Source organism: Citrifermentans bremense R1 (assembly GCF_000426865.1).
In the GTDB taxonomy this organism is placed as follows: Bacteria; Desulfobacterota; Desulfuromonadia; order Geobacterales; family Geobacteraceae; genus Geomonas; species Geomonas bremensis.
In genome coordinates this window covers 16440-30362 of the sequence record NZ_AUGE01000024.1, presented here as the reverse complement: position 1 = coordinate 30362, position 13923 = coordinate 16440, and the positions used below count along the sequence as shown (strand labels likewise).

The window sequence follows — 13923 nt, the reverse complement described above, 5'->3', positions numbered from 1 at the left end:
CCTGGTGTTCTCGGATCCTTTAGATCCGCCATTTTGTGTAAGTGGTGTTTCGAATCTGCTAACTGTATCCATATCGGTTGCTATCGTCAAAGAAGATAGTTAAAAGGGGAGCATCCCTTTTCCCATCCCCTTCATTCCCTTTAATAGCCCTTTGGGGCCCATCTTCTGCAACTGCTTCACTACCTTCTGCGCCTCAGAGAATCGTTTGAGCAACTGGTTCACTTCCTGAACGCTGGTGCCGCTCCCTTTGGCTATCCTCAAACGGCGGCTGCCGTTGATGATGGTGTGGTTGGCGCGCTCCTTCGCAGTCATGGAGTCGATGATCGCCTCGATCCGCTTCAGCTCCTTCTCCGAAGGCTGAGCCCCCTGCATCTGCTTCATCGCCTTCCCCATGCCGGGGATCATGTTCATGATGGATTCGAGCGAACCCATCTTCTTGATCTGCTGCAGCTGGTTTCTGAAATCCTCCAGGTCGAACTGACCGGATTTCTTCATCTTGTCCTGCAGGCGGACCGCTTCCTTCTCGTCCATGGTCGCCTGCGCCTTCTCGATCAGGGTGAGCACGTCACCCATGCCGAGAATGCGGGAAACCAGGCGGTCGGCGTGGAACACGTCGAGCGCGTCGAGCTTCTCGCCGAGGCCCACGAACTTGACCGGCTTGCCGGTGACGGCCTTGATGGAGAGCGCTGCGCCCCCCTTGGCGTCGCCGTCGAGCTTGGTCAGGATCACTCCGGTGATGCCGAGGCGGTCGTTGAAGCCGCTCGCCACGTTGACCGCTTCCTGCCCCGTCATGGCGTCGGCCACGAACAGGATCTCGCGCGGAGCCAACTCGTCGCGGATGCCTTCCAGTTCCGCCATCAGGTAGTCGTCTATCTGGTGGCGGCCGGCGGTATCGAAGATGACGACGTCGAAGCCGTTCAGGGTCGCGTAGCGGTTTGCGGCGCGGCAGATCTCCAGCGGCTTCTGCGTCGCTTCGGAGCCGAACACCTCGATGTCGAGCTGACGCCCCAGCACCTTCAACTGCTCGATAGCGGCCGGACGGTAAACGTCGGCCGGAACCAGCAGCGGCTTTTTCCTTTGCGCCTTCAGGAACTTGGCAAGCTTGCCGCAAGACGTGGTCTTACCCGCGCCCTGCAGGCCGACCAGCATGATCGCTACCGGCGGCTTGGCCGCGAGGTCGAGGGAGTTATCCTCCTCGCCGCCCATCAGAAGCACCAGCTCGTCGTGGACGATCTTGATTACCTGCTGCCCCGGGGCAAGGCTTTGCAGCACCTCGGTACCTACGGCGCGGCCGCGGACCTTCTCGACGAATTCCTTGACGACCTTGAAATTGACGTCCGCCTCAAGAAGCGCCAGACGCACTTCACGCAGGGCGTCCTTGACGTTTTCTTCGGTCATGACCCCCTGGCCGCGGAGCTTCTTGAAAACCAGGTCAAGTTTGTCGGAAAGTGTGGCGAACATCTCAAACCTATAAGTTAGCGAAAACGCTTGTTATTTTTCACGAAGCCGCGCCGCGTGACGGCAAAAGCGCACAGGTATCCCGCGGCAAGAGAGTCACTTTAGTGGATAAACTCGCCCATTGTCAAGCGAAATTATCCACTGCAGCGTAAGTTAACAGCGGTCGATAGACGCCTACAGCCGCACCACCGAGCGCGCCTGCAGCATGCTTTCGGCGATGGTGAACATGTTGGTCACGCCGCCCGCCGCCAGCAGTTCCTTCTTCTTATAGAAGTCGAGACAGATGCCGCAGGAGAGCACCTCCACCCCGCGGTTCCCCAGTTCCACGAGCGCCTCGATCACTTCGGACCCCTGCGCGACCAGCAGGACGCCGCTGTTGAGGAAGAAGATACGGTCGGGAAGCTCGGTCATGTCGAGGAGCGTAATGATGAAGTTCTTCATCAACAGCCGCCCCAACTCTTCGGCGCCGTCCCCCAGCCGGTCGCTTCCGATCAGCATCACGGTAGCGCCGCTGCGCTCGACAGGAGCGGCTTGCCCCTTTCCGGCACCGGAGCCGGCCCCGGAAATGGTGAAGGCGAAACCATCTTCCAGTTGTTCTTCCTGCACCTGATAGCCGCGCCCCTGCACGAAGCGCTTCACGTTCTCCCGGGGCGCCCCGTCGTCGAGCAGCACGCGCAGTTCACCCTCCGCCGACTCAAGCGCCCTTTTCACCGACACGACCGGCAACGGGCAGGCCATTCCCCTGACATCCAAGCTGTTCATTTCTCTTCTCCTATCTTCACGAACTCTTCTCCGTTTTTTCTGTAGAGGTCCCGGGGGAGCAATCCCGCCTCGGCAAGCGCCGCTTCCACCTCGCCCCTGATCTCCTCGGCGTAGCGGATGGCGAGGCCGCAGTCCGCGGCAAGGGCGCGGGGGGCCGGAATGAGGAGGATCTTCAGGCTCTTGTCCTTCAAGAGCCTTTCCGCCTCCATGACCCGGTGGATCGAGTTGAAAATCGCAACGTAATCGCCGTCTTTTACCACAACAACTCCTTTATTGGATCAGAACCATTTCTAATAGAAGCACATTGACAAAGGGAGGTCAAACCCATACTATTATCGACCCAAGAGGGTACTTCATGGATACAGATACAATACTTAAGGCAGCAGCCTTGATCATCCTGGCTACTGCAGTCAACATACCGCTCGGGTACCGTCGGCAGTCCTACCCGAAGTTTTCCTTCGGCTGGTATTTCTACGTCCACATTTCCATTCCCGCCATCGTCTACTTCAGGATAAAGACAGGGCTTGGCTGGGGATTCATTCCCTTCAGCATTACCAGTGCCATTATCGGACAGGTGATCGGCGGCAGGATGCACAGAAAGAGAAACAAGGTTGAAAAAGCCGACTGACAAGCGTCCCAGAATGCGCCGGCCGGCGCCCGTATCCGACCTTTTGGGTCAGATGCTGCGGGGGACCCCTGCCGAGCAGAGGCTGAAAGAAGGGCGCATCTGGCTCGTGTGGGACGAAGCCGTCGGAAAGCGGATCGCCTCCCATGCCCAGCCCTCATCCTTCAGGGCCGGCACCCTCACCATCAGCGTCGACAGTTCCCCCTGGCTGCAGCAGCTCAACTATCTAAAGAAAGAACTGATCGGCAAGGTGAACGACGCCCTTGAGGAAGAGCTCGTAACAGAGCTGCAGTTCAAGGGTGGCAAGGTCACCCCGCCCTCCGATGCCAACTTGCCCGCCCCTCCCAAGCGCCGAGAGTTGAGCGACGAGGAACGGCAGTGGATCGAAGAACAGGCAGAATCCGTCGCCGACCCAGGACTGCGTGCCGTATTCGAAAGCCTCATCCGTAAAGACCGAGAACACAAAGACTAAACCTAAAACCCAAACCGTTAGCCACAGAGAAAATCTGAGAACTTCTTGAGAACCAAACCATTGGCAAGGAGAACATCTGAGCACTTCTGAGAAAAGCTTTTTGAAGTAAACCCCAAAGTCTTTCAGGTTCTCTCAGATTTTCTCTGTGGCTAATGGTTTCAAGCCTTTTCGACTTTGCGGTAAATCCTCATCTTCTCCTCGCTGTAGCCACCGTCCTCGCCTCTCACCATCAGGGGGGGCTCTACCCGCAGCTCTCCGCTTCTCCCCTTGGCCAACTCGATCATGAACATCCGGGCTTCCATCCGGCTGTTGCCGTGCACCATCCTCAGCCTCAACGGCGCCAGCTTCTGCTGTGCGGCCTGCGCCATCAGCTCGGCGAGACGGCTCGTGTGATAGATGAGACAGATCCGCCCGGACGGCTTCACCAGGTACTTCGCCGCCGCCAGGAAATCGGACAGCGCCGCGGTGCTCTCGTGCCGGGAATCGTCGCGCCCCGCGCGGGGACTCACCTTGCCGGTGCCGGGCCTGCGGTAGGGAGGGTTGGAGACGACGAGATCGAAGCTGTCCACGGGAAACCGCGACTTCACCGAGACGACGTCCTCCTCGACCACCTCGACCCGGTCGCCAAGCCCGTTCAGCATCACGTTCCGCGCCGCGATCTGCGCCATCACCTGCTGAAATTCTATGGCGGCAACGGAACAGTTCTCGCCCAGCCGGGCCAAGAGCAAGGCGATGACGCCGCAGCCGGTACCGAGATCGACGCAGCGCTCCCCCATTCGCACGCCCGCGAAATCGGCCAGAAGCAGCGGGTCCACCGAGAACCGGTAGCCGTGCCGCGGCTGGATGATGCGCAGGTCGTAACCGGAGAGCTCGTCCAGCGTTTCCTCTACTGCTCGTCCCTGAAGGGCTCCCCCCTCCATTATTTCACCAGCCATCGCCTTCACGTTCACCACTCGTTATCACCGTCTGCATGAAATGCCGGCCTTATGACTCAGCTCCCTTGGCTCCGACCGGCTGCCTCCGCCTGAGCACGACCTCGCGCCCAAGGAAAGCGGCGAAGACGGCAAAGGAGAAGAGGGTCAGGTACTTGCCGACCTTGAAGGGGGTCGGGTCGAAAACCATCTTCACCTTGTGCATCCCCGGCGTGAGATAGATGCCGCGCAGCACGTGGTCCACCGGGTAGATCTCGGCGACCTTGCCGTCCACCGTGGCGCGCCACCCCCGGTAGTACTTCTCTCCCATTACCAGGAGGGAGTTCATGGCGACCGATGCATCCAGGTCGATCCGCTCCCCCTCGTAGCGCAGCACGCGCACCTGCCCCGGCGTCGTAGTGATCTGGGCGGTAGGGGGCGCCAAGGGGATGGGGGGCTCCGACTCCACCACCGCCATCAGCCTCGGGTTGAACGCCGGGCTCTGCAGCGCCGCGAGCGACTCCTGTGTCGAGGCCGCCTTCACCGCAACCGGCGCCAGCCACGCCTTGGGAAGAACGTTCTGGTTTTCAAGGATGACGGTGCCGCCGTCAGGCGTGGTGAAAACGGGGCGATATTTGTTGCCCATGCTGGCCTGGTCCTTCCGATACTGGTCCTTGCTCAGCACCAGGTACCTCACGTTGAGGATGTCCGGCATGGTGGAAAGCAGGTCGAAGTTATCCAGAAACTCCTGCCAGCGGCGCTGCTGCACCGCGTTCGAGGTGAACATCACCGGAATCCCGGAGGCAGCGTACGGCATCGGGTCCCCGCCGAGTGGAAGCGTGCGGTACTCCTTGGGCTGGTTGGCGAGGAAAGCTATCTCCGGCGGTTTCACGGCCGTGGCCTTGTGCGGCTCGTCCACGAGGAAGAGAAACTTCGAGTTGACGCGCCCCACGTCCAACAGAAACAGTGCGATCAGCACCAGGGGGACCAGTTTCGCGGCGAGCTTGCCCCTGTGGTACAGGGCAAACGCCGCGGCGAAGAGAGCGGTAAGTCCTGCCGCTATGGCGGTTTCGGCGACCAGGTTGTTCCAGCGCTCCAGCACCAGCTGTTCGCTTTGGGGCTGGTAGCGGGTCGGCTGGGAAAGGATGTCGATGAAGGTGTTGACCCAGTACTGCCCGGTCGCGATCTCCGTCCCCAAGAGCGCCAGGAGCACCACCGGCAACAGGACGATTCCCAGGATGTAGCGCTTGAAGGCGCGGGTGCCGCGCACCACGGGGTCCAGCAGCAGATCGAGCCCAAGGGCGGATAGCACTCCAAGACCCAGCACCGGGATGAACATCATCATCTTCGGGACCCTGAAGCGGTTGATCCCCGGGAAATAGTCGAAGAGGAGGTTGTAGAAAAGGGTGTATTTGCCCATGGAGAAGAAGATCCCCACGACCACGGCCGAGAGCGCGAGCCAGGTGTAGCGGTCGCGCCGGAAGATGAGCGGCAGCGGCAACAGCAGCCAGGGGAGAAGTCCCATGTAGCTCACCGTCTGGGTGAAGTTCATCCGCCCCCAGTAGTAGGCGTCTATGTTCTTCGGGTTCTCCCCCGCCTCCTGGCGGGAGTAGCCGAACATCCCGGGAATGATGAAGGCGGCAGTCTCTTCCGGCGGCAGCGACCAGGACATCGCCTCCTCGCGGGCGAGCCCTCCTTTTGCCTCGGTCTTGCCCCCCCCCGCAACGACGTTGGCGCCGCTGTTCACGCCGCGGTTCGTCTCCTTGGACCAGTTGGCGAGAGGGGCCAGAGAGATGGCGACGGTGGTGAGGAAGAATACGAGCAGAACCAGGTTCATCCCCACCAGGCTCGCGACCTCCTTTCCGGCAGGTTTCTCCTCCCTCAGGATGAAGATGGAACGGGCGATGCCGTAGACGCCGATGGCGAGGCAGGTGTAGTAAGCGACCTGCCAGTGGGTGTGGAAGAACTGGAAGGCAAGCACCACGGCCGTCGTCAGGAAGAAGATCAAGCGCCTGGTCTTGAACCCTTTCTCCAGGAAGTAAAAGGCCCAGGGCGCAAAAGTGATGGTGGCGATCTTCATCACGTGGCCGGCGTTGATCAGCGAAGCGTTTTCCGGGGCGAGCGCGAAGACCAGGCCTGCCAGGAAAGAGGCGGGCCTGCCGGCGCCGATGAGCCGGCACAGGCAATAGGTGCCGGCGGCGCCGAAGAAAAGCTGCGCCACTATGTACCACGCCACGCTGGCGGGCGCCGGGAAGACCCAGAAGATGAGGTTGCGAATGACGAGGAACTGCTCCGACGCCATCCCCCCCTCGTTGGTGTGCCCGGAGTTCAGCAAGGTATTCCATCCCGCGCTGGAGATGTCGACTTTGAACAAGGAGAGAAACGGTCTGCTCCCGAAACCCTTAATCCCCCAGTAGAACTCGTTGATGATGTCGGGAGCCCGGATGATCTGCGAGGTGAAGAGAATTTTAGAGAAAAGGATCAAGAGTACTGCCAGCAGGCCGGACAGTATCAGCAGGTCTTTTTTGCGGTCGGTCATCGGGAGACAACTCCTTGAACATATTCATTTCAGCGCCGCATTATCCACATATTTCAGGAATTGTGCAACGGTAAGGTGCTTTGGGACCAAGAGCAGCTTTCCCCGGTATTCCCGGATGAACGAACGGAAGCTGACCCAGGGACGGAGGGGGAAGCATCACCTGCTTGATGCGCCGGCGCTTTTGCGGTAGAAAGCGTCGAGGCGAAGCGCCGCGTCCTTCCAGTTGAAGTTTTCCTGCAGGTAGAGCCGGCCGTTCTCCCCCATCTGCCGCTGCCTCTCCGGCGAGCGGAGCAGCGCCAGAACCTCATCCGCCATCCGCCGCCAGTTGTCCGGGTCGCAGAGGACGCCGGAGCGCCCGTCGTCGATGTACTCGGCCAACTGCCCGACGCGGTCGCCGACGACCGGAGTCCCCGCCAGAAGAATCTCGGTAAGCTTTGCCGGGCATTTGGTGCGATTCACCAGGGTCTGCGCGAAAGGGTAGATGGCGACGTTTCCGGCCGCCAGCAGGTCCGGGATGGACTCGGGGGCAACCCATCCGGCCATTGCCAGCGCTTTGTCGAATCCAGATCCCCTTGCCGCCTTGGCAAGGAGGTCCTCCTCCCCATGGCGCCCTTTCCCCACCACCAGGAAGCGCACCTGCGGCATCTGCTTGAAGAGTTCGGCGAAGAGGTAGTGCAGCTTTTCCTGGGTGAACTCGAAGAAACGGGTGTAGAGCAAAACGACCGGCGCGTCGGGAGCGATGCCGAGCCTGCCCCGGGCAGCGGCTCCGTCGACGACGGGCGCCGTACCAACGCAGTTGGGAAGATAAAGCATTCTCCCCCCCGGGATACCCATCTCCGTAACCAGCCGCTCCAGCTCCCGGCTCGCGGTCGTCACCCCCACAGCGTGTTGCGTGATCCACTGTTCCTGGAATCGGTAAAAACGTTTCTCTGCGCCCGAGTAGTCGTGCAGGTCGTTCATCCCCCCCTCGCCTTCCCAGTCGTCGGTGTCGAGGAAAAGCGGCGGCATCCTGACTCCCAGGCGCTGCAGCGAGATGAGGAGCATACCGGCGATGCCGCCGTACCCCTTGGGCTTGAAGAGATGAATCAGGTCCGGGCGCTCGGCCAAAGCCGCACGCAGCATGCGCCAGGCGAGGACGGGCGCGGCAAGCACCTTGTGCTTCGGCCCGAGGAGGACGTTCGCCAGCCGCACCCCCCGCACCGTTTCGCTCTTTCCCGAATCCTCCGGGTTGGTGTAGGGAGGCGCCACGATGACGACCTCGTGCCCCAGCCCCTGCAGTCCGACAGCCAGCGGGAGCATGCGGGCGATGACGGTTCCTTTGGGGCGGATGCCGAAAGGAGCCAGGAAGACGATCTTCAAGGTTTCCCCCCTTGCGCCGGGTTTGGGGCTGGCAGGTCACGCTGCCGCTCCCTGAGGGTGCGCGCCAGCAGCAGCGCAAAATCGAGCTGGAAAAAGAGAAAAGCGAGGCGGTTGCTGCCGCTGGACAGGAACAGGTTTTTCAGGAGCCGGTCCATCCCGGCAAGGAGCGGATCAGGCACAGACTCCAGCAGGGCTGCCAGCTTGCTGATGGACGAAGCGTGGAACGCCGCGGGACGAAGGGATTTCAAAAGGAGATAATTGGAGACCGAGTTGACCATCTTCTCGTGGGTCCGCGCCTTGGAAACCAGCCCCAGGTGCGAAGCGGTATTGTCGATGTGCAGGATCTTGAACTTTTCCGCCAGCCGCGCCCCCCACTCGATATCCTCGTAGCCGTAGCCGGTGAACCGCTCGTCGAAGGGGGTCGCCTGGAACACGCTCTTTCTGACCATGATGTTGGAGGTGAGGATATGCCGCCACGGTTCCCGGTTCCTAACTGCCGCGGCCTTTACTTCCTTCCTGCCGCCCAGATAGGCGTGGTAGTCGAACTCGCGGCCGCCGAGAACCCTGGTTCGGTAGCTGATCCCCCCGCTCACCACGTCGAATTCGCCGGGACCGGCATAGGAGAGGTAGCTCCGGACGAAACCCGGCCCGTCCGGCAGGACGTCACAGTCGAGAAACAGCAGGAACTCCCCGGAAGCCTCGGCAGCGAGAAGGTTGCGGATGGCAGCCCGCCCCACGTTCCGCTCCAGGGTGCTCTGCTTGAGATAGGGCTTCGCTAGGCCGGCAAGGAGAGCTTCATTGCGGGAGCGGAGAGTGGCGTCGGTGGAATGGTCATCCATCACGACCACCTCCACATTATCGCTCAATTGGAACTCGTCGATCTCAGCCGCGAGGCTTCGCAGCAGCAAGGACAGGTCCCAGTTGAAGACCGGGATCAGGATCGACATCTTCACGCGCGCGATATCGGTCATGTCAGTCTCCACCTGCAGCCAACAGCAAAGAGCGGTACGAGGAGCAGAACCTCTCGCCGCAGAAGTTTTTACGCGCGTACTCGTAGGCTGCGACCGACATCGCGTTCAACGGCTCCCGATCACGGCACATCCTGGCTACGATGGCAACCATCTCCTCGACGATCCCGTCTTCGCTTAGCCCTGCGGATACCAGCCATCCGTTGTGGCCGGAAGAGACGTGGGTCGGGATGCCGCCGACATCGGTGGAAACGGGTACGACACCCTGCGCCATCGCCTCCATGATCACCATGGGGAAACCTTCGCGTATCGAGGTAAGGAGCAGCAAATCCGCCTCGCCATAGATCCTCAGCAACTCGACCTGGTCGGCAAGCTCCCCGAGAAAAGTGCAAGCTCCCCTGTCCGCCCCGTCGACCGCCTGTAGCGCATCCCCGACAATGATCACCTCGACGGGAAGCGACAGCTGGCGACAGCGGGAAGCAATGCGCCCGACCAGATGCACCCGCTTCTCCTCCGATCCCCTGCCGACATAGAGCAGTTTCAGTTGGGCTTGTTGTTCCTTCACCGGGTAGTTGGCAGGAACATCCACGAAGTTTTCTATCAGCACGACCCGTTCGGCAAGAGCCTGCGGCAAACCGGCTTCACGGTACTGCTCTTTCAGATCGGAAACCGTCTTGCCGTTTATCGCCACGCGGGCATCGAGCCGGTTGGCAACAGGGAGGGTAAATATCTCGGAGCCGCCTCCAAAGGCATGCACCAAATCGATGACCCTTACCGAGGGAGCAAGATGTCCCACCAGCAGCGAGTAAAAAAGACTGTTACTTCCAAAGACGACTGCGTCTTTGTGGCGGTTAACCACCCCGGCCATCACTCCCACGCTTAACGGGTAGCCGTACTTGAGCAAAGGCCAGATGTCGAACAACCGTGCCTTATTTCCAAAAAGAGAGAAGAAGCCGTTGTTCACAGACTTCTTGGTAAAAAAAACCCATGGCGAGTGAGCAGAGAAGCAGCGGACAATGGCGCCATGCACCTTCTCCGCCCCCCCTACGTGGTAGAAGGGAAAGAAAAAAAAGAGCGCTGAGGGGTTCTTTAATGGCAGACAGCGTCCAAGGAGTTTGCCGATCGCCACTAGCACCTTTACCGGTAACGACATGTTCAGCTTCATGAAAAGCAGGTCTTTTTCCGTGGCCGTCATGACTACCTTGCCCGCTTCAGAGATAAAGAGATCAATTCGGCCGTCCTGCTGCACATCTTTTCCAAGCTGAATTCCTTCTCAATCCTCAACTGCAACGACTGTCCGAGGCTCTTGCGCAGTTGCTGGTCCTGCAACAGCATGACGATCTTCTGCGCCAAATCCGTACTGTCCCCTACAGGGGATAGGTAACCCTCTCCCTGGCTCCCCAACGCTTCCCGGATTCCGGGGATGTCGGTACCCACAACAGGAAGTCCGGCGGCCATCGCTTCGAGGACACCGTTGGGTATGCCCTCGCTTTTAGAGCTGTAGGCGAAGAGGTCGATTGCCCCCAATAGCCCGGCAACATCATCGACAGGGCCCAATAGCTTCACCCGGTCACGTAGGTCGAGCTCCAGGATAAGCCGCGTCAACCTGGTTTCGACGCCATCGCAACGACCAGCGAGCACCAGCAAAGGTTCGGTTTCCCAATGATATTCGGAAACTACCCGGCTCCACGCACGTAGAAGCGTTTCATGGTCCTTGTAGATGCTCAGGTTGGCGACCATGCCTGCCACAAGGGCGTTCGGGTGGACACCCCATTGCTTGCGCCACTCACCTCTGTCCGCGCACGGAGCAGCCAGCGCCACCCCATTGCGAACCAAATGCACTTTTGCCGGCGGTACCCCGTAGGTATCGAGCAAGAACTTCCTGCCCCCGGTCGAGTTGGAAATGAAACAGGTCGGAACGCCTACAGCGATACGGTAGGGGAGCGCATCGGTTAGCAACAGCCCCTCATCAGCCTGATTCCATACAAATGCCTTGGCGCCGATCCACTTCCCCCCCCAGGCACAAACGAGGTTCGGCACGCGCGTGTAGGAAAGGACGATGTCCGGGGCAGCGCTTCGTATGGCGAATACGGCCCGAAGCAACGAGGGGAGGCGGCGCCTGGCTCCCCAATGAAAGGGAACGCCGGACCATTTCAGACCCAACTGTTCGCATAACTGGGAGAGCCTGCCCGGTTTTTCGCTAAGGCCAACGATGTGGACCAAGGCCCCAAGCCGCTTCTGGAGATAGTCTGCCAGCAGGATGCCGCGTCGCTCAGCCCCTCCTAAATCGAGGCTTGCGAAGACGAAGAGTATCTTCTTCCCCCTCAATGCTTCGGTGTGATCGGTCACAGGCAACTCAACTTTGTGTTCCTGTCCCAGTGGCGCCGCGTACCGTTTCTTGCGGGGTTGCCCCCCTGCGCCGGTTGCCGACCTCTTCGATGAAATCTTCCACCTGTGCTTCCTGCGGCCACATGTGCCCCTCATGCCACTGAAGCTGCCGGTCCCAATGACCCGGGCAGCTGTGAACGGCAGTATCCACAAAGGTATAGCTGATCTCGCAGATGACGGGCTTGCCGTTTCGGTAGAGAAAGTCGTAAGCCATGGTCTGAAAATCCGCTTTTTGGGAAACCTCAAAGGCAAGTTCAAGACACGCAGGATCGACCGCTTCGGGATTCCAATCGATGTTGCCGCTTCCAGAGGCGCGAAAATCTCCGGGGCGATTCATACGCCGGAAGGCGAAAGCGCGCTCACCGACCACCGTTACCCGGGTGTCGTACTCGTTGCCTGGCAGGAATTCCTGGAAGAAAGCATAACCTTTCTCCGGCTTCCACCACGCATCGGGAAGGGCGGGAAACTCCCCGGCGACGATGTGCCTGGCCGCATCTACAAAACGCAGTGCCCGCTGCTTTGCCTGACGCCGGGTTTTGGGCAAAAAGGCGGGACGATATTCGTTCATCATCATCGGAAATATGCCGCGGTCGAACATCTGGTCGATAAGCGACATAGCTCCCTGTCGGGTTTCGACCTTCACGACATTGGACGAACCCGCTCCAGCGGTGAGTTTAAAGATGACGGGATAAGAAGCACTTTTGGTCCATTCCAGCGCCCTCTCCTTCTCCCACCAGACCCAAGCTGCAGGTTGCGGCGCCCCGAGGGCAGACAGAAGATAGTATTGGGCAATCTTGTCGTCAAAGTGCCAGGAGGTGGCGACTGAGGGAAACACCGGCTTTTTCAGCGAGCTTTCAATGGCCTGCAATATGACGCGAGCCGACTGCTTGTCGTCCTGGATGTGGAACCAGCGCCACATGATCCCATCGCATGACTTCGCCTCTTCTATCGCTTGCGGACCAAGCAAGTCAAGCAGCACAACTTCCACTCCTCGCTCGGTGAGGAAGTCACGCCACTTGTCCGAGAATGCCCTGTCACGGTCCGGATGGATCCCTATTCTCATTTACCGCTCCCTTCCCGCTCTATGTGGCCACGCCAGCCGGCAGAGGCCAGGAACGACTTCCCGAACCGCGTTGAGGCCTCGTCAGGAGACATCTTTTCTCCGTTGCAGATCACCCGGCACCCGTCGGGGGAGAGCGCGGTCAACGGGTAACGGAAATGCCCAAAAGCCTCCCGCACCGCGGGTATCTTCCGCCAGTCGAATTGCATCAGCGACGCACCCACCAAATCGGCGAATGCCGATGACGCCGCAAAGGACAGGAGTCCGAGGGTGACGGGGCGTGGGGCCAAGGGCCCTTCCCCCTCGCCGGCAATGACGGCATCGGTAAGCGAGTAAACACGGCGCACAGCAGTGTCCGACATCGTCCCGTCAGCGCGTCCGTAAAGCAGCAGTCGGTTAAGGTCCAGCGTCATGCGCCACACCGTATCATTGCCATGCCACCCACCTTCGATCTCAGGATTTCCCACAAGGCTCTGAATCCGGATCAGCCGCCCGGACCGCTTCAGCCACCGCTGGCACTGCTGGGTGCCAATGACTTTGTTGGCCTCGTCAAAGCAACGCTCGGCCATGGACTTCAGCACCGACTTGCCGGGATAGCAGTCCCCGCCATCCCCTTTGCCGCCCAGCCGGTGGTGCGGCAGAAATTCCTTGTTGCCGTTCAGCCCGACGATGTTTTTCAAGGCGCCGGTCATCCCCGCCTTCTTGTGGCACTTCAGCTTGGGCAGGTTGATGATGACATCGGCCTCAAACGGTTCCTTTGCGAGCAGGTACTCGTGTTTCCCCTTGTGGTGGCGCCTAGCCAGCAGATCCGGATCGTAACAGGTGATCCGAAAGCGGCTGTCCGGCGTTGAAACGGGCTCCAGCAGGCTGTCTTTTCCCAGGTCGAAAAGGAGATAGCGATCTTCCCCCCGAAGCTCGCGATCCTGCCCTTCGCCGAAGCCGCCTTTGCGAAGGACGGTGCGGCGGAAGTCGACGACATCGACCGGACAGGATGCCAGGCTTTGCATCCTCTCACGCCATTCATGCGGCACCAGCATGTCGAAGTCACACTCCTGGATGGGAGCATCGCCGATGACGACCCGGCCCGGCTTCGCCTTGAGCACCTCCAGCAAGACTGCCTCGATAACGTTGGGGTGCGTCACCAGGCAATCGTTTCCCTGGCTACTGTAATTCTTGTGAAGAACCCAGTTCGGCTTCAGTAAAACGGTCATGCCAGGCTCGATAAGATCTTTCATCGGGGCATTCTTGTCTATGCGACCAAAGCCTCCCTCGAGCAGGAGATCCGCAATAGTCGATTGCAACTCGGAAACATCCGGATATTGAGGTACTGAAGCACCAGACCATCCTTTTGCCCGTATCACGACTTGACTATCTTCCATAG

General features: G+C 59.9%; 13 protein-coding genes. 2 read left to right on the top strand and 11 right to left on the bottom strand.

Annotated features, from left to right (window positions below):
- Positions 1 to 99: 99 nt before the first annotated feature.
- The 3 genes from ffh to K419_RS0114075 all read right to left on the bottom strand — a co-directional run bounded on the left by ffh (position 100) and on the right by K419_RS0114075 (position 2480).
- Positions 100 to 1461: a signal recognition particle protein gene (ffh, locus tag K419_RS0114085; protein ID WP_026842162.1), complete on the bottom strand. Its 1362-nt coding sequence runs from the start codon at positions 1459 to 1461 to the stop codon at positions 100 to 102.
- A gap of 171 nt (positions 1462 to 1632) precedes the next feature.
- The gene (gene yedF, locus K419_RS0114080) at positions 1633 to 2220 is read right to left on the bottom strand and encodes a sulfurtransferase-like selenium metabolism protein YedF (RefSeq protein ID WP_026842161.1); all 588 of its coding nucleotides are present in this window, start codon (positions 2218 to 2220) and stop codon (positions 1633 to 1635) included.
- Entirely contained in the window at positions 2217 to 2480 is a 264-nt protein-coding gene (locus tag K419_RS0114075; protein WP_012531860.1) for a DUF3343 domain-containing protein, read from the bottom strand. The genes yedF and K419_RS0114075 overlap by 4 nt, the downstream gene beginning before the upstream one ends.
- 95 nt (positions 2481 to 2575) lie before the next feature.
- On the opposite strand from K419_RS0114075, the gene K419_RS0114070 reads away from it, so the two are divergent.
- Together K419_RS0114070 and K419_RS0114065 are read left to right on the top strand one after the other, a co-directional pair.
- Positions 2576 to 2848, top strand: coding sequence for a hypothetical protein (locus tag K419_RS0114070; protein ID WP_026842160.1), 273 nt, complete (start codon positions 2576 to 2578; stop codon positions 2846 to 2848).
- Positions 2832 to 3317, top strand: coding sequence for a DUF721 domain-containing protein (locus tag K419_RS0114065; RefSeq protein WP_226377704.1), 486 nt, complete (start codon positions 2832 to 2834; stop codon positions 3315 to 3317). Before K419_RS0114070 ends, K419_RS0114065 begins: the two co-directional genes overlap by 17 nt.
- A gap of 158 nt (positions 3318 to 3475) precedes the next feature.
- Here the strand turns inward: K419_RS0114065 and K419_RS0114060 are convergent, their stop codons facing one another.
- The 8 genes from K419_RS0114060 to K419_RS0114025 form a co-directional block, all read right to left on the bottom strand.
- The gene (locus tag K419_RS0114060) at positions 3476 to 4252 is read right to left on the bottom strand and encodes a tRNA1(Val) (adenine(37)-N6)-methyltransferase (protein WP_156912215.1); all 777 of its coding nucleotides are present in this window, start codon (positions 4250 to 4252) and stop codon (positions 3476 to 3478) included.
- A 49-nt stretch (positions 4253 to 4301) separates the two neighbouring features.
- Complete coding sequence (locus tag K419_RS0114055) at positions 4302 to 6767, bottom strand: YfhO family protein (RefSeq protein ID WP_026842157.1); 2466 nt, start codon at positions 6765 to 6767, stop codon at positions 4302 to 4304.
- 156 nt (positions 6768 to 6923) lie between these two features.
- On the bottom strand, positions 6924 to 8126 hold the full coding sequence (locus tag K419_RS0114050) for a glycosyltransferase family 4 protein (protein ID WP_026842156.1): 1203 nt from the start codon (positions 8124 to 8126) through the stop codon (positions 6924 to 6926).
- Positions 8123 to 9097, bottom strand: coding sequence for a glycosyltransferase family 2 protein (locus K419_RS0114045; RefSeq protein WP_026842155.1), 975 nt, complete (start codon positions 9095 to 9097; stop codon positions 8123 to 8125). Before K419_RS0114045 ends, K419_RS0114050 begins: the two co-directional genes overlap by 4 nt.
- A 1-nt stretch (position 9098) precedes the next feature.
- On the bottom strand, positions 9099 to 10289 hold the full coding sequence (locus tag K419_RS0114040; protein WP_026842154.1) for a glycosyltransferase family 4 protein: 1191 nt from the start codon (positions 10287 to 10289) through the stop codon (positions 9099 to 9101).
- 2 nt (positions 10290 to 10291) lie between these two features.
- A complete protein-coding gene (locus tag K419_RS0114035; protein ID WP_226377703.1) occupies positions 10292 to 11443 on the bottom strand; it encodes a glycosyltransferase in 1152 nt (383 codons plus the stop codon).
- A gap of 7 nt (positions 11444 to 11450) precedes the next feature.
- Positions 11451 to 12545, bottom strand: a complete 1095-nt coding sequence (locus K419_RS22090; RefSeq protein WP_051293041.1) for an ATP-grasp domain-containing protein — start codon at positions 12543 to 12545, stop codon at positions 11451 to 11453.
- Positions 12542 to 13921, bottom strand: a complete 1380-nt coding sequence (locus K419_RS0114025) for a DUF362 domain-containing protein (protein WP_026842152.1) — start codon at positions 13919 to 13921, stop codon at positions 12542 to 12544. Before K419_RS0114025 ends, K419_RS22090 begins: the two co-directional genes overlap by 4 nt.
- Positions 13922 to 13923 lie beyond the last annotated feature (2 nt).

Excerpts from the sequence above, each read along its gene's own strand:
- ffh (WP_026842162.1), bottom strand. The coding sequence starts at position 1,461 with ATGTTCGCCACACTTTCCGACAAACTTGACCTGGTTTTCAAGAAGCTC.
- yedF (WP_026842161.1), bottom strand. The coding sequence starts at position 2,220 with ATGAACAGCTTGGATGTCAGGGGAATGGCCTGCCCGTTGCCGGTCGTG.
- K419_RS0114070 (WP_026842160.1), top strand. The coding sequence starts at position 2,576 with ATGGATACAGATACAATACTTAAGGCAGCAGCCTTGATCATCCTGGCT.
- K419_RS0114060 (WP_156912215.1), bottom strand. The coding sequence starts at position 4,252 with ATGGCTGGTGAAATAATGGAGGGGGGAGCCCTTCAGGGACGAGCAGTA.
- K419_RS0114055 (WP_026842157.1), bottom strand. The coding sequence starts at position 6,767 with ATGACCGACCGCAAAAAAGACCTGCTGATACTGTCCGGCCTGCTGGCA.
- K419_RS0114045 (WP_026842155.1), bottom strand. The coding sequence starts at position 9,097 with ATGACCGATATCGCGCGCGTGAAGATGTCGATCCTGATCCCGGTCTTC.
- K419_RS0114040 (WP_026842154.1), bottom strand. The coding sequence starts at position 10,289 with ATGACGGCCACGGAAAAAGACCTGCTTTTCATGAAGCTGAACATGTCG.
- K419_RS22090 (WP_051293041.1), bottom strand. The coding sequence starts at position 12,545 with ATGAGAATAGGGATCCATCCGGACCGTGACAGGGCATTCTCGGACAAG.
- K419_RS0114025 (WP_026842152.1), bottom strand. The coding sequence starts at position 13,921 with ATGGAAGATAGTCAAGTCGTGATACGGGCAAAAGGATGGTCTGGTGCT.